The organism is Dyadobacter sp. CY343, assembly GCF_021390335.1.
Lineage (GTDB): Bacteria > Bacteroidota > Bacteroidia > Cytophagales > Spirosomataceae > Dyadobacter.
Window position 1 is genome coordinate 67,230 of the sequence record NZ_JAJUXK010000004.1, and the last position, 25,082, is coordinate 92,311.

The 25,082-nt window shown below is 46.7% G+C and carries 19 protein-coding genes; 5 read left to right on the top strand and 14 right to left on the bottom strand.

Translation table 11 applies throughout. From position 1 onward, the window contains the following. Window positions 1-2: 2 nt before the first annotated feature. Entirely contained in the window at window positions 3-2,651 is a 2,649-nt protein-coding gene (locus LZG94_RS12115) for a glycosyl hydrolase family 95 catalytic domain-containing protein (RefSeq protein WP_233792154.1), read from the bottom strand. Between the two features lie 9 nt (window positions 2,652-2,660). Then, entirely contained in the window at window positions 2,661-3,539 is an 879-nt protein-coding gene (locus LZG94_RS12120; RefSeq protein ID WP_233792155.1) for an SDR family oxidoreductase, read from the bottom strand. A 145-nt stretch (window positions 3,540-3,684) separates the two neighbouring features. On the opposite strand from LZG94_RS12120, the gene LZG94_RS12125 reads away from it, so the two are divergent. Further along, window positions 3,685-5,025, top strand: coding sequence for a beta-galactosidase domain 4-containing protein (locus LZG94_RS12125; protein WP_233792156.1), 1,341 nt, complete (start codon window positions 3,685-3,687; stop codon window positions 5,023-5,025). A 12-nt stretch (window positions 5,026-5,037) separates the two neighbouring features. On the opposite strand, the gene LZG94_RS12130 is transcribed toward LZG94_RS12125, so the two are convergent. The 4 genes from LZG94_RS12130 to LZG94_RS12145 all read right to left on the bottom strand — a co-directional run bounded on the left by LZG94_RS12130 (window position 5,038) and on the right by LZG94_RS12145 (window position 8,933). Next, window positions 5,038-5,850 (bottom strand): helix-turn-helix domain-containing protein, encoded by an 813-nt coding sequence (locus tag LZG94_RS12130; RefSeq protein WP_233792157.1) that lies wholly within the window; start codon window positions 5,848-5,850, stop codon window positions 5,038-5,040. Window positions 5,851-6,174: 324 nt separating this feature from the next. Next, window positions 6,175-6,942, bottom strand: a complete 768-nt coding sequence (locus LZG94_RS12135; protein ID WP_233792158.1) for a LytTR family DNA-binding domain-containing protein — start codon at window positions 6,940-6,942, stop codon at window positions 6,175-6,177. Between the two features lie 164 nt (window positions 6,943-7,106). Then, entirely contained in the window at window positions 7,107-7,943 is an 837-nt protein-coding gene (locus LZG94_RS12140; protein ID WP_233793110.1) for an endo alpha-1,4 polygalactosaminidase, read from the bottom strand. A 72-nt stretch (window positions 7,944-8,015) separates the two neighbouring features. Further along, the gene (locus LZG94_RS12145; RefSeq protein ID WP_233792159.1) at window positions 8,016-8,933 is read right to left on the bottom strand and encodes an NmrA family NAD(P)-binding protein; all 918 of its coding nucleotides are present in this window, start codon (window positions 8,931-8,933) and stop codon (window positions 8,016-8,018) included. A 118-nt stretch (window positions 8,934-9,051) separates the two neighbouring features. Between LZG94_RS12145 and rbsK the strand changes: the two genes are divergently transcribed. After that, window positions 9,052-9,960: a ribokinase gene (gene rbsK, locus LZG94_RS12150; RefSeq protein WP_233792160.1), complete on the top strand. Its 909-nt coding sequence runs from the start codon at window positions 9,052-9,054 to the stop codon at window positions 9,958-9,960. 41 nt (window positions 9,961-10,001) lie between these two features. Here the strand turns inward: rbsK and LZG94_RS12155 are convergent, their stop codons facing one another. After that, window positions 10,002-10,229, bottom strand: a complete 228-nt coding sequence (locus LZG94_RS12155; RefSeq protein ID WP_233792161.1) for a hypothetical protein — start codon at window positions 10,227-10,229, stop codon at window positions 10,002-10,004. A 495-nt stretch (window positions 10,230-10,724) separates the two neighbouring features. On the opposite strand from LZG94_RS12155, the gene LZG94_RS12160 reads away from it, so the two are divergent. Then, a complete protein-coding gene (locus LZG94_RS12160; RefSeq protein WP_233792162.1) occupies window positions 10,725-11,024 on the top strand; it encodes a hypothetical protein in 300 nt (99 codons plus the stop codon). Window positions 11,025-11,106: 82 nt separating this feature from the next. Here the strand turns inward: LZG94_RS12160 and LZG94_RS12165 are convergent, their stop codons facing one another. From LZG94_RS12165 to LZG94_RS12180, 4 genes are all read right to left on the bottom strand, one after another. Continuing rightward, a complete protein-coding gene (locus LZG94_RS12165) occupies window positions 11,107-11,403 on the bottom strand; it encodes a hypothetical protein (RefSeq protein WP_233792163.1) in 297 nt (98 codons plus the stop codon). Continuing rightward, a complete protein-coding gene (locus tag LZG94_RS12170) occupies window positions 11,397-14,642 on the bottom strand; it encodes a DUF6443 domain-containing protein (RefSeq protein ID WP_233792164.1) in 3,246 nt (1,081 codons plus the stop codon). The genes LZG94_RS12165 and LZG94_RS12170 overlap by 7 nt, the downstream gene beginning before the upstream one ends. Before the next feature lie 150 nt (window positions 14,643-14,792). Then, window positions 14,793-15,620 carry a ferritin-like domain-containing protein gene (locus LZG94_RS12175; RefSeq protein ID WP_233792165.1) on the bottom strand — a complete coding sequence of 276 codons (828 nt, stop codon included), beginning with the start codon at window positions 15,618-15,620 and terminating at the stop codon, window positions 14,793-14,795. Between the two features lie 27 nt (window positions 15,621-15,647). Next, window positions 15,648-16,310 carry a ferritin-like domain-containing protein gene (locus LZG94_RS12180; RefSeq protein WP_310589865.1) on the bottom strand — a complete coding sequence of 221 codons (663 nt, stop codon included), beginning with the start codon at window positions 16,308-16,310 and terminating at the stop codon, window positions 15,648-15,650. Window positions 16,311-16,674: 364 nt separating this feature from the next. Between LZG94_RS12180 and LZG94_RS12185 the strand changes: the two genes are divergently transcribed. Next, window positions 16,675-17,031: a hypothetical protein gene (locus tag LZG94_RS12185; protein WP_233792167.1), complete on the top strand. Its 357-nt coding sequence runs from the start codon at window positions 16,675-16,677 to the stop codon at window positions 17,029-17,031. 58 nt (window positions 17,032-17,089) lie between these two features. On the opposite strand, the gene LZG94_RS12190 is transcribed toward LZG94_RS12185, so the two are convergent. The 3 genes from LZG94_RS12190 to LZG94_RS12200 form a co-directional block, all read right to left on the bottom strand. Further along, entirely contained in the window at window positions 17,090-17,857 is a 768-nt protein-coding gene (locus LZG94_RS12190; protein WP_233792168.1) for a LytTR family DNA-binding domain-containing protein, read from the bottom strand. Between the two features lie 31 nt (window positions 17,858-17,888). Beyond that, the gene (locus LZG94_RS12195) at window positions 17,889-18,914 is read right to left on the bottom strand and encodes a sensor histidine kinase (protein ID WP_233792169.1); all 1,026 of its coding nucleotides are present in this window, start codon (window positions 18,912-18,914) and stop codon (window positions 17,889-17,891) included. Window positions 18,915-18,986: 72 nt separating this feature from the next. Then, complete coding sequence (locus LZG94_RS12200; protein ID WP_233792170.1) at window positions 18,987-21,368, bottom strand: TonB-dependent receptor; 2,382 nt, start codon at window positions 21,366-21,368, stop codon at window positions 18,987-18,989. A gap of 394 nt (window positions 21,369-21,762) precedes the next feature. Between LZG94_RS12200 and LZG94_RS12205 the strand changes: the two genes are divergently transcribed. Further along, window positions 21,763-24,921, top strand: coding sequence for a TonB-dependent receptor (locus LZG94_RS12205; RefSeq protein WP_233792171.1), 3,159 nt, complete (start codon window positions 21,763-21,765; stop codon window positions 24,919-24,921). Window positions 24,922-25,082: the final 161 nt, after the last annotated feature.

Here is a 25,082-nt window from a genome sequence, read left to right on the forward strand (position 1 = left end):
CTTTATTTTCCGGGCGTTACCACATAAGTTTTGCCAGCCGAGGTTTGAAAATCTTTCAATATCCCGGCTGGCAACTTTTCTTCCGCCGCTGTCCTGTTTTTTTCAGGATTGATAAAAGAAAACAAAGCGTTGGTATTTGCACCGGCGGCCGGCTTCGCTATTGCGCCTTTCACGATAGTCTCTTCATTGGTCCTGATCCTGCAATTTCCACCCAGCGCCGATTTCACCGACGCACTTTTCAACTTTCCACCCGCCCATTCCAGATCAATTTCAAAACCACCGCGGGCTTTCAAACCTGTGATCTTACCGTCGGGCCAGGCTTTGGGCAATGCAGGCAGCAAATGAATTTCGCCTGCGTGACTTTGCACAAGCATTTCTGCAATACCTGCAGTTCCACCAAAATTTCCGTCGATCTGAAACGGCGGGCAGGCGTCGAACATATTGGGATACAACCCGCCTTTTCCCTGCAAAATCGGATCATTTTCCCGCACCAGCGTGATCAGGTTGGTGAGCAGCGTGTGCGCCTTATCTCCATTTAAAAGCCGTGCGTGGATGTTGATCTTCCAGCCCATCGCCCAGCCCGTGCCTGAATCCCCGCGCCGTTCCATGGATTTGGCAACCGCCGTATTAAGGGTCGGATTAGTAAAACGGTTGATCTGATTCGAAGGATGCAATGCGTACAAATGCGAAATATGCCGATGCTCGGGCTCACCATCCTCAAAATCAAATTGCCATTCCTGCAACTGCCCGTACTTCCCGATCTGGTAAGGAAGCAGCTTTTCCTGTTTTGCCTTAATTTCATCATAAAGCTTCTGATCCTGAACACCTAACAGATCATAAGCTTCAATAAACCGGGCGAAAGATTCCCGGATCAGCGCCATATCCATCGTCGGGCCCGGGCTCATTGTAGACTTTCCGTCCTCATATTTAAACTGATGCTCAGGCGAATGTCCCACCGGCGTCACGAGGTAGCCGTCCTTATTCGGTACCAGCCAGTCTTTGTAAAACAGCACAACTCCTCTTAGCAGCGGGTAAACGTCATTTTTCAGGAATTTTTTATCTCCGTGAAACAGGTACCTTTCCCAGTAATGACTGGTGAGCCAGCCTTGCGCCATCGGCCAGAAGGAGCAGTTACAAAGGTCGATCGGCTCGGTGTGGCGCCAGATATCGGTATTATGGTGCACCACCCAGCCCTGGTTTCCATACATCGAGCGGGCAGTTTTGGATCCATTTACCGACAACTCTTTGATCGCTTTCAAAAATGGTTCGTGGCATTCCGATAGATTAGTCAGCTCCGCCGGCCAGTAATTCATTTCTGCATTGATATTAACAGTATAGCCTCCATTCCAGGGCGGAATAATCCTGTCGTTCCACATACCCTGCAAGTTAAGTGGCTGTCCTCCCGGCCGAGAACCGGCGATCATCAGGTATCTGCCGAATTGATAGAACAACCCGGTCAGCGACTGATCCTTCCCATTCGAAAACTGCGCGATACGCTGGTCGGTCGGGAGTTTGGATTGCTCATTTAATGTGCCGATCTGAATTTTGGATCTATTAAAAAGTTTCTGATAATCAGCTAAATGCGCATTATATAGTACTTCGTAATTTTTGTTTTGGGTAGAAGCAAGATGCTTTTTTGTCAGCTCGGCCGGATCCAATCCTTCGGTAGCCGGACTTTTATCAAAACCATTATAACTCGTTGCGCAAGCCAGCAGGATCACCACTTCCGAAGCACCGGAAATCCTGACCTTATCTCCCGCATATTCCACTTTACCGCCCTTGTTAGTGGTTTGAATGCGCGCCTCAAAGCCCATTCCCCAACCATTTGCATCCTCGCCGTATAAAACCTGCGAAGCACCGGGCAGCCGGCTTCCGTCCTTGGCATATACTTCCGGATATTTGTACATATCCCCCGCTTTTTCAACCTGCTTGAAAGAACGCCGGAGTACAAAACCAGGCGCTTTGGCCGACATAATATACTGGTTATTTTTAGTTGAAATATTGGCCAGCGTCGTGTGTAATGTAGATAATTGCAATTCCCCGTTCAGCTTTTCCTTCCCGCTGGCAGTCAGCCGGATCACGATCACGCGGTTGGGGTAACTGGCAAAAATATCACGTTTGAAAGTGGTACCATTTACCTGATATTCGGTGTGTGTAGTAGCAGTAGCGAGGTCGAGCGAGCGGCGGTAACCGGTTGCTTTTCCGCTATGTTCCATCTTAATTTTCAGGTCGCCCAGCGGCTGGTAATCCTGGTGATTCCGCCCCAGCCATTCCGCCGCGACAAGACTTTCTGCCTCTTTATATTTTCCTATTTTAAAAAGTGAATCAACTTTCCGGAAATCCTTGCGAACATCCAGCGAAGTAAAAGTACCCTTGGGATCGCCCGAGTAGAGGGTGACTTCATTGAGCTGCAAATGCTCCTCCTCCACCCCGCCAAAAATCATCGCGCCCATATGTCCGTTGCCCACCGGCAAAGCCTCCGTCCAAACTTCCGCTGGCTTCTCGTACCATAGCCGCAGGTCCTGTGCGAAGATTGAATTTACCATTAAAACACTGAGCAGCAGCAAACAAGCTTTCATGATGAAGTTATATTGGTTGTAAATGCAAATCAGCCCGACCGAATGCAAGGCGGGCTGATTGTAAGACTCCAATTTTAACGTTTAACCCGCATTCGCCTCGCTATTTCTTAAAAGCTGCGTGAGGTATTCTTCCGTAGTGAGCCGTTTTCGGCCCAGCAGTTTTTCCAGTTTCGGGTCTGTCAATGCAAATTCCCCGGCTTTGATACTATCGCCCATATTGAGATAAAAAACGGCTTCTTCTTCCGGCAAGCCTGCATTCAGCAATTCACTTTTTAAAATCTCCCCCGGAACATCTGTATAGCTGCATTCAATGCCCTTGATTTTTTGAAGTACATTGGCTACATCCGCGAATGTGAATGCCTTTTCACCCGTAATCTCATAAACCTGATTTCCTTCTTCCGGCTCAGCGAGTATGTGACTAATCGCCACGGCGATATCGATTCGAGACACAAAACTGACCGCCCCATTTCCCGCAGAATAATAGATCTGGCCGTTTTCCATCGCGCTGCCGATAAAAAGCGGGATCGTTTCCATGTACATGCTATTCCTGAAAATCGAATACCGCATGCCCGATTCGCGGATCGATTGCTCCGTTTGCCGGCAGGTTTGCCCGCCCCAGAAAATCGGGTTTTCAGAGGGGCTCAATGTGCTGGTGTAAACAATATGCGCTACCCCCTGCCGCACAGCCGCCGCGACAACGTTTTGCTCTTCGGTTACCGCCTGCTCTCCATAACTTGCAGAAGAAACTTGCAAAAGCCGCTTAATACCCTGAAAAGCAGTTTCTAAGCTTGCCGGATCATTATAATCCGCCTTCCGGATCTGAATACCCAGTCCGGCAAATTGCGCCATTTTCTGAGGTTCCCGAACGACCGCTACGATATTCGCAGCCTGCGTTTTTTGCAATAAAAAGGAAAGTACCGCCTTCCCCAGATTCCCATTTGCTCCTGTGATCGCTATCATGGTTTTTCGTTTTTTTTCAAAACTAGAATGGCACGATTCGAGAAAATAGAATGAAACCGACAGGGGTATTAAAAATTAGACTTTGTTGTATAATAAAAAAGCACCACGGATCTTTAATATCATATCAGATCCTATTCCCGCCTTAATGCAAACTTTACTCCGACTTTTTTGCATGATCTGCATTGCTGGTATAAATCCGGCAACTGCGCAAAGCGACTCAACGCGGCTGGCTGTTGTTTTTCCCAGGTTCAATATTCTCCATAATAAGGTAGCCCGACCTTACCATTCCTATTTCATGTATAACCGTAGTTATATTTGGCTGGGGGGTAAATCAAGATTTGAGGCGATGAGCGAATTGATCGAGATCAAAAAGCAAAGCCTCTATCCAGAGCCGGATTCACTTGCACAAAACATTGTTTATCAATCACAAATGTGCGCGGCGAGTGACGACATGAATGGCGATCCTCCGAAAGTAGCGTCGTGGGATACTTTCGAGACCGTTCCCTTGATGTTTGAGTTCTGGAATGCAGAATTTCCTGTTTGGTATTCCGGCAGGATTACCCCCATCGCCGACGATCAGATTTTGCAGAATGCCGCACCTTTTTATCAAAGCATTATTGATTTTAAAATCACAGATGGAAATGCGGTTTTAAACAACAAAAAACTGACGTTTAAACCTTTGCGTTACGAGGGTTCCTTTGGAAATGAAGCACAAATGAAGCAACATATCAAAGCTTTAAAAAATGCGCAGGTGAATACCGTGATTGTCAAAAATCACAATAAGCGGTGGCTGGAATTGTGTGACAGTCTGGGACTTTATACCATTATTGAATATCAGCTGGATGAGAGAATGAATGGATTGTCGGAAGAGCAGTTGTGGCATTCCCTTCAATTTTCGAATTTTTCGGCTCAAAATCTCCCTTCGTTTGAAGATCGGCGCGTGCCGAATGCGTCACTTTTATTTTACTGTTTAAAAGGTGGCGATCAGAATTTGAATAAAGTAGTCAATCAATACTTAACTAACGCAGGAAGATACAATCCGATGGCTTATCCATGGAAAGAAATCGAGAGAATGGGCGTAATGAATGCGCCGGTATTTTATGCAGATAGTGCTTTGCAATGCAATACCAATAAACGTATTCTGGAATTATCTGCTGAGAAATATAAGCCTGTTATTGTAGCTATCACGAATTTTGATCAAGGCGAAGTGATCTTCCGGAATACGATGGATTTCAGCGACTTGTCCAATTCCGATTATGAATGGAAATTGTCTGAAAATGGGCAGGTAGCCGCGAAGGGAAATGGAATATTAAACGAATTAACTCCTCAAAATCAATTCCGAAAAACGCTTTTTACAGATGCAATTACTTTTCAACCTAAAAAAGAATACATGCTTGAAATAGCGCTGACGATCAGGAATGAAAGAACAGCGCAAGTCGAAAGTAGCAAAATGACTTTTTCACGAAAGCCGGTTAACTCCAGATAACGACCGATAAATTCACCCGATAATCTCAGGGAAATTGTTGATCAGTTCGCTGGATTTCTTTCGAAATCGAAACGGCGAATCTCCTGCAAATTCTTTGAATGAACGAATGAAATGCGACTGGTCAGCGTATTGATTTTCGTAAGCGATATCTGAAAGCTTTTCGAAACCGTTTTCGCGAAGCTGCGTTAGCGAAGACTGAAAACGAACGATCCTGCAAAATTGCAGAGGAGAAATACCGATTACACGCTGAAACCGGCGTTCTAATGCGCGCTCCGAAAGTCCCGTTTTTTCCTGCAAAATACAAAGCGAAATCGCACCCTTTTCTCTGTAAATTATTGACAACGCAAGCATTACATCAACGTCGGAAGTAGCGGAGTTACAGGCAATTTGTTGCTTTAAAAAAGTACTTAAAACAGAAATCTTATCCTCCATTGCATTTGTTTCAATCAGCCTTTCGGTCAGATATTTGCTATCGCTATTGAGCATAGTAACATCAACGCAGGTATTGGTGAGCTCGCTTGCCGGTAGCCCGAAAATCGTTTTTAAAGCGTGCGGGTAAAGATAAATGCCTATTGCGCGAAATGCGGGCGGCGACTTGATTTCCGTCGCAGAGGTGGTTTGACCATATAAAAAAGTCGGCGGAAGTTGTTTCTCAAACTGATACAAAGAACCGTTTTCGGATTCATGAAAGATCATTCCGGGTGAACCGTCCGCAATAGTTTGGAAGCGCCGTGAAGTTGCCTGCCCGCGATTATCTTCCAGCACCCAGAAATACTTCACATAGTCACGCAAGTCATGAGATGGGTGAATAATATGGTGTTTCATACAGACAAATTACTGAAACAGACATTTTCAAGCAAAGTTGTCGCTTTTTATTTCTGAAAGAGGTTTGGGGGGAATTTAAAACAAGGAAGGGGAGGTCGCCATCTACCGGTCTCGCTCCCCATTCCAGGGTTGATGCTTTGATCAACGAATCTTAGTCAAAAAGGGATAAGTCAAGCAATTTCTGACCTAACACTTGCACCGATTAAAGAAGAGAGGTTGTTATTACGTGATATAAAACTAGTCATATTAGTTACCTCCGTTTTGAGAATTATACCGATACGGTATTTGATCATTCCAAATCCGGGATTTTACAAACGAAAGTTTTTATCTGCTTTTCACCACATTCAATTTGGCGATCAAATCCTGGCGGCGACCTTCCGGAATAGGGATTTTGTGGATTCCTGCGATGATCTGATTTGCACTTAACCTGCTGATATGGTCGAGGTTAATAATGTGCTTTCTTGATAGTTTATAGAAGTAGCTTTTCAGTTCAGAATAAATGCGGCCAATGTTGGGTGAGACGTAAATGTAGTTGAACGTTTTTTCGGGATAGAGCCGTTTGAATTCTTCTTCGGTAATATAAATCTTGGCATAAGGACCATCCGCTTCGATGAAAATAATATTACTCTGCCGCACCTGAATATGCTCTTTATCCGTAAAAAACACGATGTATTCACTCTGTACACTTTTAGCCGCCGGCAGGTTACCCGCCTGAAAATTGTGTAGTGCGAGATTGATCTGCACAAATAATTCGCTCGGCCTGATTGGTTTTTCAAGAAAGGCGGCCGGGAAAGTAGATTGAGAACGTTCCGCTATTTCTTCGTAGGATTCTTCTCCGGTTATATAAATAATAGGGATCCATTTAATTCGCAGCAGCTCCTGTGCAGTAGCAATACCATCCTCCGGCCCGTCAAGCCGCATATCGATCAGCGCCAGATCGCAGGCCTGCGTCTTCATCAGTGATACCGCGTCCGTCAGGTTGCGCGCGATACCGGTAATTATAAATCCTTTCCCATTAAGTTCCGCTTCCAGTTGCCTGGCCATCAAAGGATTATCTTCAACAATTAGAATCTTAGCGGCTTCCGTAGTCATAAAATTTTATTAGTTGCCAAACATATCTCCAAACTCGTTTAACCACAAATTAGAAAAATTATTTTACAGAACTAATTCTATTCAAAATCAAATGGAACCTTGCAACAGGAAAGTACTGAAATCCTGATCTTAAATAAATGCAGAAATTTCTTTTTATCAATAGGTTATGGACAGGCGGATGACCATTTGTCCAGATCTCTTTTCTTTAAAACCGCATAAATCCGAAGTGATTTGGCTTTGGGGCAAAATGTGTTTTCAAAAACTGCCTTGCTGGTCATATCCGTATATTCGGTAGCGAAAACAGGTTTATTAAGTACTGTGAAAGGCTGCGCCTGATCTTGCCAGCCTTGTTCAAATGCATCTTCCGTCAGCATCCAGTCAAACTTTGCACTGTAATCCGGTGCCAGCTCAGGTACATTTTTCTGACCGATTCCCAGTCCGTTCCGGTGCGCCATTTCGATTAGAAAATCGCAGTACCTGCGCGTATCTGTTTCGGTTATCTGAAAACCGGTCTCATTTTCATAACTGTCGAGATTATCCGGCTCGATCGCGTCAAAACCCTTGTTGATGATCATATTAAATCGCGAATTAAGCCAGGGTCGCAATTTTTCCGGCTGCCGGATATCCAGCCACCTTTCTTCCGGCCACTCGGGATATACTTTCCCAATCACTTCTTTCGGAAGCAGACCAGCATCGGGCCGATCGTTTTCGAGGGTTCCTACCGAGAGATAAGCTATTACTTTTTTCCCCTGTGCATGCAACGCAGCTACCTGCTCGGCCGAAGTTGTGAATGCATCTACGTCGACAACATCCGCAGAAAACCGGTCACCTGCATCCAGATCATCGAGGTCCCAATCGAAAGAAACTCCATATACCGGCTTCCACCAGTCAGTTTTGTCGTTGGGCAGGTCAGTCCCGTCTACCACGTTGGTATCGTCGGAATCAATATCATCCGATTGGCAATTAAGCAGAAATAGGCCGACCAGCAGCGGAAAGAGCATTTTTTTCACAATAGAGGAAGTGTTAGATCAAGTTGTAGACGACCGCCAACGCAATATATTGCAGCCAGACTATTATTTCCCTTCCCTGAGCACTTCCCGCAGCGGCGTCCAATTGATTTCAGGATAGCGGTGATTGTCGAGAGGATGCAGTTTGGGAAGCCCGGTAAGCATATCGTACAGGTATTGCATTCCCTGCCAGGCCGGAAAAACCTCTTTTTTCTGGGGGAATAAGGTGCGCGCAGCTTTGATCATGAATGCAAGCAGACCGAGTCCGCCGATACGAAATATCCCGAACTCCTCCCCTTTTGCCAGGCTGGCCGCCTTCGCCAGGTCGCGCGCATTCGCTACTTCCCCGGCCACGCGAAGATAGCGCGGTGTTGTTGCATCCAATGCGGCTAGTGCTGTGAAATGGGCGGTATCTTCCATGGTAGTAAAATCCATTTCGGTATCAGCATTACCCCAGTAGATCACTTTCGTTAGACCAAACTGCACAAGCGGCGCCTGGCCGGTGAGCAGGTCGGCGAACATACCGTTCAGAATGGAAGTGGCTCTGATATTCGTCCGATCGAGCCTTTCGTTAAACTCGCGCCGGAGATCGAGATTGCGATTTGTTCCGGGCCGGAGTTTGGTGTAATCAATACAAAAATCGGAAGGGATAAATCTGGGCACACTTGCCTCGACCGACGCATTGAGGAGCCTGATCTGCAAATCAACAATCACTTCCCGCAGACCGGAAACCGCCGATACCATGCAAGCCCCACCGGCCAGTGCAGCTGCCAGCCTGAGGTGGTTGTTAAAATCAACTTCGACAATTTCGGCACCACTGTTGCGAAGTGCCGCTATGCTTGGATTTTTACTGCCTTTTCTAATCAATGCACGCACTTTTGCGCCTTTTTGTATTAAATGGTGTGTGATCCGTAAACCGAGATGTCCGCTCGCGCCGGCGATGATAATCAGTTTATTCTCAGCTTTTTCCGAATATGGGTACATATGTATGTGGTGCGGTAAATGAGTTGGTTCGCACTATTTACACAGGTATAATTATCGTTCCCAGGAAAAATCGCGCGCGAGGTATAGTAACATGGATTTTCTGTTATCTTTCCATGTTATGATTTATGTTGTAGGGAGTTCCAATACCGATATGGTTGTCAAATCAGACAAGCTGCCTGCGAAAGGCGAGACGGTAATCGGTGGAGAGTTTTTGATGAATGCTGGCGGTAAAGGCGCGAACCAGGCCGTGAGCGCGGCGCGGCTGGGCGGCAAGGTTTGTCTGATCTGTAAAATAGGCAACGACCTTTTCGGCAAGCAGGCCCTGGAACAGTTTCAGCGTGAAAATATCCTTACCAAATATATTGCAACTGACCACACGCTGCCTTCGGGAATAGCCCTGATCAACGTCGATACGGAAGGACAAAACTGCATTACGGTAGCACCCGGCGCAAATGCCGCATTGAAACCGGAAGAAGTCAGCCTGGGAATGCAGGAGACCGGAAGCGATGATATTTTATTGGTCCAGCTGGAAATACCCCTGGAAACTGTCCGGTTTGCAATAAACGCAGCGCACCAGAAACGTACCAGGGTGATATTAAATCCAGCGCCCGCCCAAATCCTTCCCCAAGAAATCTACCCATATCTTTTTGCTATCACACCCAACGAAACCGAAGCAGAACTACTCACGGGCATCCGTGTAACCAGCGACCCCACCGTGGAGCAGGCCGCCAGGATCCTGATTGACAAAGGCTGCAAAAATGTGATCATTACGCTTGGCAGCAGAGGCGCCTATCTTCGCACTTCACAAGGCGGCACATTTATCACTTCTCCAAGTGTAAAAGCAACGGATACCACCGCCGCAGGGGACTGTTTCAACGGCGCGCTGGCAGTTGCGGTTTCAGAAGGAAAACCATTAGAACAAGCCGTGGCGTTCGCCTGCGAGGCAGCCGCGATCAGCGTCACCAGAATGGGCGCCCAAAGCTCCATGCCGACGCGGCGGGAGGTGGATGAGCTATTGTTTTCTTAAATAGTACTGCATTTTTGTCCAACCTATCCGACGAGAATCTTTCATCCCAAATGGCTTGCCTTTCTCCGCCCGCTTCTTTCCCTGTCTTCGTGCTCGTGCCGCTTCTGCCGAAACATTTCTTTGGCGGCTTTACCTTCGAAATGCCAGCTTTGTGTGCCGTCAGGGTCGATGAAGATAAGTGAATTATCGTTGCCGAAGGTGTAGGGGCTGAAACGTCTTGCGACCTCGCTCATCGGGTCGGCTGTACCCCATCTACCGACTTCCGGCATATACATCTAAAATCCTTCTAATAAATATTCTCGAAATGTAGAATATATCACAAATTGTAGAAAGAAGAAGGAAACCAGAAGTAATAGCAAAGCAATCCATGCTTTGTTCTTCTGTGTCGTATGATCTAATTGATAAAAGCGCTCTCTAATATTTTTTTCGTTAATGGACAGAATAATATTTCGATTAATGAAACCGTAGAATATTAAATACCCGGATACCAATAGGATAATGGATAAAGAAAATTTCCCAAATTTGAAGGGTAATAAAAATAAAAGAAAAAACACTAGTGATGACCAACTGAACAAAAGCAAATTGCCTAGTAAAAGTGTTGTGCCTTTATTATATAGCTGTTTTTTTTCTTTCCAACAAACCACGCCGATAAAGAATAATACTTCAATAAAAGCTCGTCGTACATTTTTGTTTCATTTAAGGTTCCCAGATCCCTGAAATCATTCCAATGGCTTCGCAATGGGAATTATGGTGAAGTCAATCGTATGATCCGACTCAATCCCATCCACAGCCGGCAGCTGCTGCCCCGGCTCCCCGCCGGTGGCTTTCATTCGCGCCAGCAGACCAAACGGCTTGTCTTTTTCCGCGCGTTTCTTTTCTCTGTCTTACTGATCCCTTTGCTCCTGCCGGAACATTTCTTCGGCGGCTTTACCTCCGAAGTGCCAGCTTTGCATGCCGTCCGGGTCGATGAAGATAAGTGGATTATCGTTTCCGTAGGTATAGGGACTGAAACGCCGGGCAGCTTAGAACATTCAATAAATTGTATTGCACCTAGCTCTGACTAACCACCATATTGCGCTGCCACTCTGCTAAACTTGTAGTGTTTATAGCTACCTTAAAAAACAATATCATGGATTTGAGGTATAGCTACTTTTTGATTGTATGCAATAGATTATAGACATTCTTCTCTTTTAAGAAATCAATTATATCTAAATTCGTTCTTGACGGTTTCAGCCTATCTCTTGCATCCGGCATATCGATACCATACAAATATTGAATTAGTTGCCATATAAGTTCTTCGTCTTCTTTTGGCTCAAACTCAACCTTTCCGTCGTCAAATAATTGCATCATTTTCCAAGCCCACCTATCAGCATTAGAATATGATAAGCTTCCATTCAAAACAGAGGCATATTTTTCTAAAATTATGTTAACTGAAACTACCATTTTCCTAAATAATCTCCTGTAATGTTAAATAAATAATGCGTTTTTACACCAGTCCCGAACTCAGGTCTTACTTGAATGATACCACCATTCGGATTTAATGTTTCAAACCAAGTACGCTTACCTCCTGACGTGGGGTTCCATTCTCGGACCATTCTAAAAGAATTGGCGTCCCCTCGATTTAAAGTAGCTTGCCCGTAATATCTAAATCTGCCATTAGCTAATTCTCTAAATCCTCCTGCCCCGTATTTTTCAAGCTGTCCTAAATGCTGACTTAACTTAGCTCCATTTGTTGATAAGCTGGCACTATTACTTACTGTCTTTGCAGCCTCCCTGCCTCCAACCCTCCCCAACCACTGCGCCCGAACCAACCCGACAAGCGGCTTAACCAGCCATTCTAACGGCTTCGCAATCGGAATGATCGTGAAGTCAATCGTATGATCACTCTCAATCCCATCCACAACCGGCAACTCCTGCCCCGGCTCCCAGCCAGTCGCTTTCATTCTCGCCAGCAGACCAAAAGGCTTGTCCTTCTCAGCCCGTTTCTTCTCCCTGTCCTCCTGCTCCCGCTGCTCTTGCCGGAACATTTCCTCTGCCGCCTTGCCTTCGAAGTGCCAGCTTTGCATTCCGTCCGGGTCGATGAAGATAAGTGGATTATCGTTGCCGTAGGTGTACGGGCTAAAACGTCTTGCTGCCTCGCTCATTGGGTCGATTGTGCCCCACCGGCCGACTTCCGGCATGTACATCCGTGCCCCATAATCCAGGTAGCCTGTGCCAACTTGCCGCTCTTTGCCATTGTACAGGTACCGGCTTGCCCAGTCCTGCACTTTCGGTGCCGCCCCGTCGCGGTTGATGCTCAGCCCGAAAGGGTAGTAATCCGTCCGTTGCAAGGTGGTGCCTTTTTCATTGAAAACCAGCCTGGTGCTGCCCAAATGGTCTTTTAATGCATAATGAAAAACAGGCTTTCCTGCCAGTATCGCAGCTTCGCCCGCCGCGAGCTGCACCCGGTATAAGCTGCTTGCATTGCCTGCCTTCCGGTACTCGAAGATCCCAGCATATTGCAGCGTGATCGTATCGGCGGTGTATTGCAGCTTTCGTCCCGACGCGTCATAATCGTAAGTAAAAGTCTTTGCCCCGATCTTGACGGTTTTGGCAAGGTCCAGCTGGTTGTAGGTAACGGTTGCATTGCGGCCGCCGTCGGTGGTCATGTTGCCGCTTGCGTCGTAGGCGTAGCTGCTCAGCCCGGCTTTGATGCCCGTGTTACTGGCTGAGTTGTCGGTCACCGATGTGAGCCGGTTGCCCGAGTAAGTATAAGTCAGCTGGTCCTGGGCTGAGCCGGCCCTGGTGAGCGTTTTCAGGTTTCCGTTTGCATCGTAACTGATCGATTGCTCGGTATCGGTATATCCATTAACTCCAACCGAGCTGGTCAGCCGGTTTGCGCCGTCGTAGGTAAAGGTCAGTCCCTTGGCAGGGAGGTTTTTGTCCTGCCAGTCGGTTTGACTGATGTTACCATTTGTGTAGCTGTTCCCTTTCAGGTAAGCCAGCCCGTAACCGAAGATGGGAAGCTCGGGGCCGTCGTTTTGCTTTTTGTAGACAGTTTTGGCAGAGGTTTGCCAGCTGCGGATGTTTTGGGTGTAAGTGGTTTTTCTCAAAAAGTAGCTCCCATCTTTCGAATGCAGCCACTGCGTGTAAACCTGGCCAAGTTGGTTGTACCGCCTTGCGACCGTGTAAGCTTCATGAGAACCAGTTGGCGCGCTTACCGTTTCATGCGTGCTTAAAAGCCGGTCTGCGTGGTCGTAGGTGTGGGTGGCAACGTGCGTGTTGGTATTGTTGCCACCTAGAATCTGCTCGGTTTTCTGCTCGGCTACTACCGGCGCCAGATCGTACAGGTATTGGGTGGATATTCTTTCAATTGCGCTTGCGCCGAGTCCGTATAGCTCGCGGGTTGTTTGCAGGGGCCGGTACTCGGCATCATAGTAATTGACAGTAGTCAGCCAGGCGCCAGTGCCTCCTGCTCCGGGAAGTACCCGGGCGCGGGTGCCGGTTGGGTAGCCTTTTACATTGGCGTTATTTGCAGGGTAGTAGACTGAACTGTAAGCCAGATTGGCTGCTTTGGAAAAAGCGTAATCATCGTAAAAAGTGATATTTAGAAGATTGGCTTCCGTAGCTGTTTTCGGCGCTGTTTTGTCCAGGGTATAGCCCGCTATTTGCCCGTTGCTGCGCTCTTCGTGATGAAGTGTTCCTACATCTACCGCTGCTGACCAGTCTGCCCGGCTTAGGTTCGAGGCGATTTCGCCAGTAGCAATTGGCCGGTTTCTTCCATCATATTTGGTAAAACCCCAAACGCCGCGCGCGGCCTGGCCCGCATCACGCGAAAGTGCTGGCCGGTTGAAACGGTCGTAAACCAGCTCGGTCGTACCTGCGCCGGGAATGGTTTTGGAAATGTTCCTGCCACGATCATCATAACTATAAGTAAATGCCTGCTCAGCAATCGAAGGGTTATCCTGGTAACCAGGCTGTAAAACCGCCCGCAATAGCCCCAGGTCATCGTAAACGTAATAAGTCAAAAGGGTCTGCTGGGCCGAGGCGACGATCTGCTTGCAAACCATTTGGCCCAGCTTATCGGTAAAGGTATTGGTCACATTCCCAGCCTCGTCGGTTTCATTGATCCAGGATAAACTCCCTGCTGCGTAGTGGCCGGCCTGCGATAATGTATTATTGGTTAGGTCGAAATCGTAGCGTTTGACCTGATTGGCTGCATTGACCTTGTGTTTGGTGACCGAAGCCGAGCTTTTGTTGTCAGGCGCCTGCTGGCCGGTAACCCTGCCGAGCGGGGATTTTTCGTAGAAGGTCTGCTGGTAGGGTTTGCCCAAATCCGAAGCATCCAGCCCAGCCGGTGCCGATTGATAAAATCCTGCCGCCGCATTCGCCGCATTTGGCTGGAAAGCGCCGCTGCCAGCTGCCGGGTAAGGCAAATGCTGTTTAGAAAGCCGCCCCAAAACATCGTAGCTGGAAGCGCCGACCAGATCCGAACCTGACGGGCTCTGGCCCACTTCCACAGTCTGGGTTGGCCTGCCCAGCCCGTCGAAGTACTGGACCTGGGTCGATACTTTGCTCACATCGCCCGCCGCCGCGCCGGTTTGTTTGTAGGTGCGCGTCAGGATGTAATTTTGGCTGCTGGTGGGCTGGGCGGAAAGCTGATTTACCCAAAAGAGAACAAAAAGCAGTAATAGTTTCTTCATCAGAAAACTGGCTAAACAAGTTGAATTTTTGTTTAGACGTCAGTCTTTCAATTTGGTCACATTTTTACAGCTCTTTTATAAAACAAAACAGGCTGCCTTTCCAGACAGCCTGCTTACTTCACAAACCAACTCCACAATCATTAAGTACGATTACATTTTAATAAAAGGTATCGCGATAGCAAGCGTTTCATCCTTGGTCAGGATTTCATCGAATGCTTCTGTTGCCGCTTTGTATCTCAATGAACCTGTATCAGGGATACCAGCCAGGTCAAGATCCAATAGATTTACACCACCCTGAACGATTGTTGCTTCGCTGTTCGATCCTTTGTAAACCGGTGCAGGAGATCCTTCATCCAATGTGATCCACGATTTGATGGATTTGCTGTTTCTGATCTTAGCCAGGATTTTTCTTGAAATAGATGCGTGACGGGCTTCAACTGAATGTACCTGCAATGCATATTCCAGAATCTGTGGATCTTTGATCAAAGTACCAGCCTGTCCTTTGTATGCGCGAACACCAGTGTCTTCGAATGCATGTGAAAGGAATACGAAAGTATCGAAATCAGTAAATGCTTTGTAAGTTCCGCCTACTGTGAAATCGAAAGTAGGTTTATCTCTGAAGGGAGGTGTAACACCCAAAGCCGCTTCAAGGAATTTTACGTGAGCAAGCTCATGTTTCTCGATCTGCGCGAACACAGGCTTGTACATATCAGGGATAAGTCCAGCGGTCTTGTTACCTATATTGTAAAATTCGTTTTCCAGATATTCAAGTGTCAAAGCAAATTTAAGCACATCAACCGCTTCCGAAGATTGCGCGTAAGCTTTGTTCATTGAACCTGCGATGATAGCAGGAGCAGCAGCAGCAGCCACTTTGGTGCTGATTTTATTTAAAAAGAAACGGCGCGAAGTATATTCGATACGCTCGATCGCGTCGCCATCAAATTTTTGAAATTGGTCAAGTATATTAAGTAAGTTCATTTTGATCCGATGTTTTTATGTTATTAATTATGAAGGCAAGCCGCTTCCGCTGATTTTGTTTACAACGAATGGCTGAACTGCAGGAAGAATAACGCCTGGCTTAACAGCTTTGTCGAAACCGTTTACGGTATCAACCACATCGTCTCCAGCGAAATCCATAGAATTAGGGTTCAGCAAATCACGGATTGCAGCAGCGTGACGCGCTTCCACTGAAACGATCTTGCCGGCAATAAGCAGGTAATTAACATCTTTGATCAGATTTCCAGCGCCATTGTAAGCTTGTACGCCTGTATCTTCAAATAATTTTGCAGCACCCAAAACACTGCCGCGGCTTGAAAAATCAATTCCTCCGAAATTTGGGGTAAGACCTTTGATCGCAGCAGCACCTAATGCAGCTTTGAAAAACTGACGGTGAATGATCTCGTGGTACATAATATCAGTAAGGATAGTTTTTTCCTCTTCCGACATTCCTGCATAAGGAGTCATGATCACTTGTGTGTAGAAAGCAGCTTCAAGCTGTTCCAGTGCATAAGCATAATTCAGGATACCAATGTCGCCAACACCAAGGTCAACCACCTCTTCACCCGGTATATTATGATCGTCAAGTGTACATCCCATGATGAAGGCACCCGTTGTAGCAGCGACTCCCGCTGATCTCAGAAAATAGCGCCGATTAACTTTTTCAAGCATAGGGCCAGCATTTTTTAGTAAGTTGTTTTCCATTACGGCAAATCCGGTTTTGTTGAGAGATTATTCAATTTACCACACCTACGAACCACCGCCATAAAAAGATCAAAAAGAATTGCAAGTTTCTTAGAGCTTTTAAGAATAAAATTTTTGACTTAATACAAAACACAGAATTTAATTCTATAACGCTCATAATCATATAACTATACCAATACCAAAAATTGACTTGAACCCGGAAATAATTTGTAATTTCTTTATCAAAAATATAATTCAGTGCTGATCCTTTTCACATCCTTTTTTTTCTAAATTTGGAAGAACCAGGTGACTGGATTCAATAATTATTAACCTTATTTATTAGACTATGAAAATGAAATACCTCTTACTCGTCATGCTTTTCACCAGCGCAGCTTTTGCGGTAGCCCGCAACGTGGCCGACAAGCTGGCCGGTACCTGGAACTACACAGTTTCGAATGTTCCGCCGGAGTATGAAAAAGGATCCATGACATTTGAAGAAAAGGGCGGCAAAATGGTAGGTTACCTGGGCGAAACAGACCGGGCCGAAATGAAAGAACTCGCTGTTACTGACAATAAAGTAACCTTCAAAGTGGATTTCCAGGGCGGGATGATCAGTCTTAATATGGTACAGAAAGGCGATTCACTAATGGGAATGGTTGTTACAAACGACGGAGAATTTCCTATCGCGGCTGTGAGAGCTGCCAAATAAAAAATGCAAAAGCCTCCGGGGATATATTTTCCGCGGAGGCTTTTTTGTGCCCTTATTATTAGCTTTCCAGCCAGGCTTTGAACGCGGGCGCTTTTTCCCGGCTCACGATCACTTCTTGCGGCATCTGCGGCCGCAGTTCTATTTTCAGTTTCCCGTTAAAATAGGTATGTATCTTATTGATAGCGTCAATCCGCGCGATGAACTGCCTGTTTAGCCGGAAAAAGCTCAGCGGGTCAACCAGCGCTTCCAGCTCCTCCAGCTTGTAATCCACCAAGTACTGCCGCCCGTCGTTCGCCACCAGGCAGGACATTTCATTGGCCGTGTAAAAATAAGCGACCAGCTCCTGGTTCACCGGTATCAGCTGCTCTCCGTTCTTTACCAGAAACCGCGTTTTGTAAGGTTTTTTACTAAAATTCAGACTATCCAGGAGCGTTTCCACTTTTCTCGCATAAGCTTTGGGCGAAAAATCCTCCCTGATCACCTCATATTTCCGGATCGCCTCCGCCAACTCCGGCGCCTTGATCGGTTTCAGGAGATAGTCAATGCTTTTGACCCGAAATGCCTTGATCGCATATTCATCATAGGAAGTAGTAAAAATGATCGGGCTATGGGCGGGATATTCTTCGAAGACCTGAAAACTTAGACCGTCGGAAAGCTGGATATCCGAAAATATCAGGTCGACCGGCTCTTCTTTTGCAAACCATTTTAATGCAGACTCTACACTATCCAGCACCGCAGCTACTTCGATTTTAGGGTGAAGTTTGCGGATCAGTTTTTCCAGCCGCTCTGCCGCCGGGTATTCGTCTTCAATGATCAGAATTTTCATGGCTAAAATCAAATGTGTTTCATTTTCTGCATTAAACCACTTGTCCAAGCAGCGGGATCTTCACTGTAAAGAGTTCGTTCTTTCTGATAATCTCCACCTGCCTTTCACTGAGCAGACTGTACCGGTTAATAATATTCTGCAACCCCACGCGCGTCGATTTTTCCAGGATCGTCTTTTCCGAAATGTTGTTTTCAATTACCAGATAATCGTCGCGCTCGTCGCTGATCGTGATCGTCAAAGGATGCTTGCGCGATGCTACATTGTGCTTGATTGCATTCTCGATCAGCATCTGCAAACTGAGCGGGGTAACGTGCTGTTTCATCGTACCGGCCGACAGCTGCTTGGTAACCTGCAAATTATCCCGGAATCGAATTTTGTTCAAATACACGTAAGCATCGACAAAAGCGATCTCCTCCTCTACCGTCACGGTATTCTTGCTGCGGCTGACGAGCACGTACCGGTACACGTCCGAAAGTCGTTCGAGGTAATCCTGCGCATCGGTATTCTCATCGTCGATCAGCGCGGCCAGGGTATTCATACTATTGAACAGAAAATGCGGATCGAGCTGATTTTTAAGCACTTCCAGCTGCGATTGCACGCCCTCCCGCATGAGTGACTCGGTTTTACGCACATTCATTTTCCAGGATTCAAAGAAGTATACTGATTCGTAGATCAGATAAACGATGATCGTGGGCACTATGCTGATCCGGAAAGTGATCAGGAATGCGTTATGCTTAAAATAAGGTTTGCAAATCGTTTCGTTCAGTATAATGCTAATGATCAGAACATATAGCAGACCCAGCGCCGACTCATACAGGACGCGGCGGGTAGTCTGGTTGTGATCCGGAAACTTTTGCCACATCCGCATGATGATGGCGCGATTACCTTCCCAGAGTATGAGTGTAATGAATGTAGAAAACAATACGCTGATACCGAAGTCCGCGCTCAGTTTCATGAACCCGTCAAAATTGATCATCATCGGTATCAGTATTCCTCCCAGGGGGATACCGATCAGTCGCATTTTGCGGTCGTCAAATTTGTAGGGTGGTTCCTTCATTTAAATTATTCTGAGGCAATATGAAAATGATCCTTCGGCACATGAAATTAAGTTAATACCCGCAATACCCGATTAAAATGTGTAGCGGAAATAGGGTACCGGGAAAAACCCCTGCTGATACTGGTTCGCCAGGCGATTGGTCCGCGGGTTATAGGTTTGCTGGAAGATGTTTTTGTTGGCCGATACATTCTGCAAATCCAGCGAAGCTTCAATCGTACTTTTCTTCATTTCTCTTCTGTATGAAAAGCGCAGATCTGTCCGGAAATAGGGATTCTGTTTAACCGAAAACGCCAGATTCTCGTCATAAACTGCTTCTTTCCTGAATTGCGACGCAGCCACGTTCAGCGGCGTGAAATATTTGCCGCCTACCAGTGTAGTCCGGAGATTGAAGCCCAGCACTTGTTCCATGTTCTTCCCCATTTTAATCTCTTTTCCCGCCAGCAGGTTTACCACATATCTCGTATTAAATGCCGTATTCCGCTCTACACCGTCGCTTCCCTTGTATTTTGAATCAAAAAGAGAACTTGTCAGGAGAAAATAGTAGTCCTGATCGAAATACCTTTCCAGCGTGAGCTCAATACCCATATTCCTGCCCGAACCTTTATTCACCAGACTATCCCGGTCAGTCGGACCAAAAGACGCGCCGGTATTGAGCGTCGAGTAGGTGGAAGTCCTCAACTCTACCGGCACATTGTTCAATATCTGATAATATGGTTCGATTTTTAGCATCAGATTCTCCGCCAGCCTGTTTTCGTAACTCATTACAAAATGGTGGCTTTGGGTAAAGTCAAGGTTTCGGTTCGTCTGCACCGCGCCTTTTTCAGCTGGTGTTTCTATAAAATAAGTATATAAACTCTGCGTCTGGCTGTTCGATCCATACCCTATACTCAGCGATTGTCCACTTCCCAGCCCATATTGCAGGCCCGCCCGCGGTTCCAGGGCTATGCTGTTATTCAAACTGAAATGCTGGAAATGCAGGCCGGTTGTGAGTAAAAGTCTGGGTGAAAAACGGTACCGCCATTGCGCGTAAGCCTGGGTCAGCACATTTTTTTCTCCATTTACATTCACCCTGACACTATCCAGCGTACCGCCTTTGTGAATGGATTTGTTAAACAGATCAAAATCCAGCAAATCCACAGTGACACCGCCGTACAAGCTGCTTTTTGCATTCATTTTATGCCGCAGGTTAAGTACCGCCGAATATTTGGCAGTATTGTATTTTGACTCGCCGCTGGGGAATGCTTCACGCGTTGCAATGCTGATCGAATCGCCGCTGAACTTTTCTCGCGTGGTACTCATTCCCAAAGTCAGCCGGGCGAAGGTTTTGGAAGAAATGTTATAATCGTACGCCAGCCCGGCGATATTGGTTTTGTAGGTCACACGGGTATTGCTGTTTTCGGTACCATATAAATTAGTGAGCGTAGTGTCCACCTCTGAGCCCAGAAAATCTACTTTACTTCCACCCAAAATGCCGAAAAGTGTCAGCTTACCTTTTTGCCCGGTTGGTATTGTCACTTTAAAATTGAGATCCTGATAATCCGGCACCGCGCTTCCCGTACCGAACTGAATGCCCAGCGCCTTGAACACGCCGAGTGTCGAATAGCGGTAATTGACCAAAAACGAAGCTTTTGAATTTTTAGAAAAAGGCCCTTCCGCGCCCGCTTCAAAACCATTAAACCCGATCTGGCCGACAAACTCGTGTTTTTGGTTGTTCCCTTCCCGCATCCGCAGATCAAAAACAGAAGACAATGCATTCCCATACTGCGCCGGGAAAGCGCTCGTCAGAAAATCGGATTTTGCGAGCACATTATTATTCAACATACTGATCGGTCCGCCGGTGGCCATAAATGAACCGAAGTGGCTTGGATTGGGGATATTCAATCCTTCCAGCTGCCAGAGCATGCCGGTCGGCGAGTTGCCTCTCACCACAATATCATTCCGAGAATCGTCGCCGGAAACCACACCCGCGAAGTTGGCCGCCATTCTCGAAGGGTCGCCCAGTGAACCTGCGTAACGTTTGGTATCTTCAATATTGAAAGATCTGCCACTCACGAGGCTGAGTTCATTGTTGGTCTTGCTCTTGTCGTTGGTCCGGTCGGCGGTGACCACGATTTCATTCAGCGCCTGGATATTCTCCGTCATCGTCACATTCACGACCACTTCCTTGCCAGAGGTAACCACCATGTTCGACAGCCGCTGCTCTTCATAACCCACCATCGTAATGCGGAAAGACTGCCGGCCGAGGGGAATGCCGGTAATGCGAAAGTCGCCATTTACATCCGTAGTAGTACCCACCGGAGTTGCGCCGTCGGCTTGCAGCAATAAAATGGAAGCGCCGATCACAGGCGCATTGGAAACTTCGTCGCGGATCACGCCGCGGACGGTTTGGGTACCCTGCTGCGCGGCAACGCTACCTGAAAGAAAGATTGTCAAGGCTAATAGTAATGCTTTCATGTCTGGATTTTTTGAAGGTCAATAACACGACAAAACTGCACAGCGCTTTAATGCTTTAAAATGCCAGCGTCGGCCAAATGTAAAAATGCCGGGGTGAAGCGAAGAAAAAAGACGCCGGAAAATCGGGTGTATAGATTAACTAACCCTTAATCCAGCGATAACACAGCCTTAACATTGCCGACTTACTTTTGCGGGCGTTAAAAATGAGCACCAGCAATTGCACACGAAACCTGAACTCCATGCGTATACCGGCACACGGTAGCAGCGCCCCATTTAATTAATCCACCTAAACACCTTCTCTTGAATAACAAGTATCACCAGCCCGCCTGGTGTGTGAAGAAAATGCGCAACCCACAATTTTTAAAACAACGATTAAATTAACAACAAACACAAAATGAATCGATCAATTACAAGATGTATTGCATTGTTCGCCTTGCTTTTTTGCGCCTGCCTCACAGGTTTTGCGCAGGGTAATGAGGCAACAATTATCGGGAAAGTAACCGAAGTACAGGCAGGACCGATCCCTGGCGCGACCGTTCTGGTCAGAAATGAATCTACCGGTTTTCAGGCTGGTACTGTTACCGATGTCAATGGTGATTACGTCATCAAGCAGCTTCCATTGGGCTCACCTTACTCTATCACAGTTTCATTTGTAGGGTTTGGAGAACAAAAGAAAACGGGATATGCATTGAACCAGGGCGATCAGCTGAGGTTGAACTTCGCAATGGAAAGCAGTGCAAATGAATTGCAAGCCGTTGACATTAAGGCGAACTCACTGAAAAACACGGTTGTTAGCCTTGGAGCGTCAACCGCTATTACTGCCAAAGACATTACCAAATTGCCGGTAAACGGACGGAATTTCACCTCGCTGATTGAACTTTCGCCATTGAGCAACGGTAACAGCCTTGGCGGGCAGCTGGGATCTTCTACCAACTATACAATTGATGGTATGACCTCGCGCAGTACCATTGCGGGTGGTGAAACCGGAGGTACCTACGCCATTTCAATGGAGGCGATCCGTGAATTCAAGGTGGTTACCAATGAATACGATGTTACACTCGGCCGCGCAGGTGGTGGAACGATCAGCACTGTAACCAAATCGGGTACAAACCAATTGACAGGTAGCGTATTTAACTTCATGCGTGCAGACTGGCTTTCAAGTGGTTATGATTTGAGAGGAAATAAAAGAACGCAGGATTTCTCGACTAATCAATTCGGTTTGTCGCTGGGTGGTGCATTGAAAAAAGACAAAGCGCACTTCTTTGTAGCCTGGGACCATCAGGCCGACTCACGTCCTCTTTTTATCGCCAACCTGCAATCTGACGCAGACGTAGCGGCTAACCGCGTAACGCAGGAAACGCTGGATAACTTTCTGGATATTGCAAGATCAAAATACGGTGTTTCCAACAATCCGCAGTTTGGTTCATTTGGCAAGAAAAAAGGAACTGACGCAATTTTCGCAAGAATTGACTGGCAGTTGAATTCCAAAAACCTGCTGACGCTCCGCAATAACCTGATTAAGGAAAACGACAAGCTGTCGGAAGGTGACAATACGAGCATTAATGCATACGAATCTTATATCGACCGTGAGCGTTTCAACAACAGCATCATGGCCTCCCTTCGTACGATCGTGAGCCCGAAATTAACGAACGAATTTAAAGTACAGCACCTTTATCAGTATGAGGCGGTAATCCCAAGCTCGGAGCTTCCTTCTGCCGGTATTCCACGTGCAATTGTTGAAAACATCAACTCGACGTCGGGAACAAACAACTATATCACCGCCATTCAAATCGGCGGTCAGCGTTTCTCACCTGAGTGGTTTAGAGGACAGGTTTACCAGGCGATGAACAATGTGTATTACAACACCGGCAAAATCAACTTTACATTTGGTATTGATGTCATGTTCAACCGCATGAAGTCGGTTTATGGTAGCGAAATGAACGGACGTTTCTATTTCACTGGTCTTGACAACTTTAACAACCAGACGCCTTACCGTTATGCCCGTGAGATCAATTTGAAGGACGACCCAAGCTCGATCGTCAATTCTCTGGCAACAGGTCTTTATGCACAAATGGATACCAAACTGGCGCGTGGTCTTGAAATGGTGGCTGGTCTGCGTCTGGACAACACCCAATACCTGAACAAAGCGAATTTCAGCCAGGTCGTATTTGATGAGTTGAACCTGCGTACCGACAACAAGATCAATACAACGCAATTGCAGCCACGCGTACAATTTACGTGGGATGTAAATGAGCAAAGCAAAGACATTATCCGTTTCGGTGCGGGTATCTTCGGTTCGCAGCTGAACCCGTATTCGATGATCAACAACATGTTGTTTGACGGAACGAAAGTAGCAGCAGTTGAAATCCAGGGTGCATTGGTACCGAAACCTAACTTCCCGGGTTACCGTGAAGATCCTTCGACTGCACCAGGTGCTGATTTGTTTAATACGCCCGGCATCGAGCGTCTGATCACGATCAACATGAACAATGCCAATGCGAAAATCCCTGTTCTTTACAAAACGAACTTCTCGTATAACCACTTCTTCAGCGATCGTCTGCGTATCGGTGTGAGCGGTTATGCTTCATGGGCGCGCAACAACTATATGTATGTGGACCGCAACATGGTAGAAGATCCCTATTTCCGCATTGCAGAAGAAGCCAACCGTGGCGTATACGTTCCGGCTGACAAGATCAATGCTAAAAACGGAGCTACCAACTGGTTGGACAGCCGCAAGACGAAGCAAGTGGGTCGCGTGCTTGAACTGAATAGCATTGGTAAGAAAAACCAGCTTGCATTGGTAATTGACGGTACTTACCGTTATTTCAAGGACGGACAGATCACTTTCTCGTATACCTGGAACGATTCAAAAGACAACACTTCGTACAACGGTAACGTAGCAAACACGGCAACGCTTGATTTGATGGTGAATGACGATCCACGCGATCTGAGCCGCATTACTTATGCGAACAACCACTTCCGCAACAAAGTAGTATTCTACGGAACTGCGCCAAGCATCTGGGGCGTAACATTGGGTCTGCGTTACTCAGGTATCGGTGGAACGCGCTACTCGCTGGCTGTTAACGGTAACATGAATGGTGACTTCGTTTCTTCAAACGACCTTCCATACATTTATGACCCAAACAGCCCTGAAACGCCACAAGTTGTTCGCGACGGTATCAATGCAATCCTGAACAATCCGGAAGCTGAGCAAAGCATCAAGGATTATCTGACGAGAGATATGGGTAAAATCGCCGAGCGTAACGGAGGTATCAACGGTTTCTACGGGGTGTTTGATCTGAGATTGGCCAAGAAATTCAATTTCTACAAAAACCATGGTCTGGAAGCATCAGTTGACATTTTCAACGTAGCTAACCTGCTGAACAAAGACTGGGGTGTAGGAACCAACCTAGGCAAGCAAAACCTTTACACCATCAGATCATTCGACGCAACTGCCAAAAGATACGGATACGGCATGAGCAACGGAACCGGTGTTTCCAGCTTAAATGGAAGCCCTTACCAGATCCAGATTGGCTTGCGGTATGCATTTTAATTAAGGGAGAAATGGGAGGAAAGGGAGGATGGAGGAAGGGAGAATGGAGACAGGAAAAAATATTTCCTCCTTCCTCCGTTCCTCCTTCCTCCCTTTCCTCCCTTTCCTCCTTCCTCCCTTTCCTCCCCCATTCAATCATTCAATCATTCAATCATTCATTC

Coding starts and splice junctions, on each gene's coding strand:
- LZG94_RS12120 (WP_233792155.1), bottom strand. CDS start 3,539: ATGATAGCGATCACAGGAGCAAATGGGAATCTGGGGAAGGCGGTACTT.
- LZG94_RS12125 (WP_233792156.1), top strand. CDS start 3,685: ATGCAAACTTTACTCCGACTTTTTTGCATGATCTGCATTGCTGGTATA.
- LZG94_RS12130 (WP_233792157.1), bottom strand. CDS start 5,850: ATGAAACACCATATTATTCACCCATCTCATGACTTGCGTGACTATGTG.
- LZG94_RS12135 (WP_233792158.1), bottom strand. CDS start 6,942: ATGACTACGGAAGCCGCTAAGATTCTAATTGTTGAAGATAATCCTTTG.
- LZG94_RS12140 (WP_233793110.1), bottom strand. CDS start 7,943: ATGCTCTTTCCGCTGCTGGTCGGCCTATTTCTGCTTAATTGCCAATCG.
- LZG94_RS12145 (WP_233792159.1), bottom strand. CDS start 8,933: ATGTACCCATATTCGGAAAAAGCTGAGAATAAACTGATTATCATCGCC.
- rbsK (WP_233792160.1), top strand. CDS start 9,052: ATGATTTATGTTGTAGGGAGTTCCAATACCGATATGGTTGTCAAATCA.
- LZG94_RS12155 (WP_233792161.1), bottom strand. CDS start 10,229: ATGCCGGAAGTCGGTAGATGGGGTACAGCCGACCCGATGAGCGAGGTC.
- LZG94_RS12160 (WP_233792162.1), top strand. CDS start 10,725: ATGATCCGACTCAATCCCATCCACAGCCGGCAGCTGCTGCCCCGGCTC.
- LZG94_RS12165 (WP_233792163.1), bottom strand. CDS start 11,403: ATGGTAGTTTCAGTTAACATAATTTTAGAAAAATATGCCTCTGTTTTG.
- LZG94_RS12170 (WP_233792164.1), bottom strand. CDS start 14,642: ATGAAGAAACTATTACTGCTTTTTGTTCTCTTTTGGGTAAATCAGCTT.
- LZG94_RS12175 (WP_233792165.1), bottom strand. CDS start 15,620: ATGAACTTACTTAATATACTTGACCAATTTCAAAAATTTGATGGCGAC.
- LZG94_RS12180 (WP_310589865.1), bottom strand. CDS start 16,310: ATGCTTGAAAAAGTTAATCGGCGCTATTTTCTGAGATCAGCGGGAGTC.
- LZG94_RS12185 (WP_233792167.1), top strand. CDS start 16,675: ATGAAATACCTCTTACTCGTCATGCTTTTCACCAGCGCAGCTTTTGCG.
- LZG94_RS12190 (WP_233792168.1), bottom strand. CDS start 17,857: ATGAAAATTCTGATCATTGAAGACGAATACCCGGCGGCAGAGCGGCTG.
- LZG94_RS12195 (WP_233792169.1), bottom strand. CDS start 18,914: ATGAAGGAACCACCCTACAAATTTGACGACCGCAAAATGCGACTGATC.
- LZG94_RS12200 (WP_233792170.1), bottom strand. CDS start 21,368: ATGAAAGCATTACTATTAGCCTTGACAATCTTTCTTTCAGGTAGCGTT.
- LZG94_RS12205 (WP_233792171.1), top strand. CDS start 21,763: ATGAATCGATCAATTACAAGATGTATTGCATTGTTCGCCTTGCTTTTT.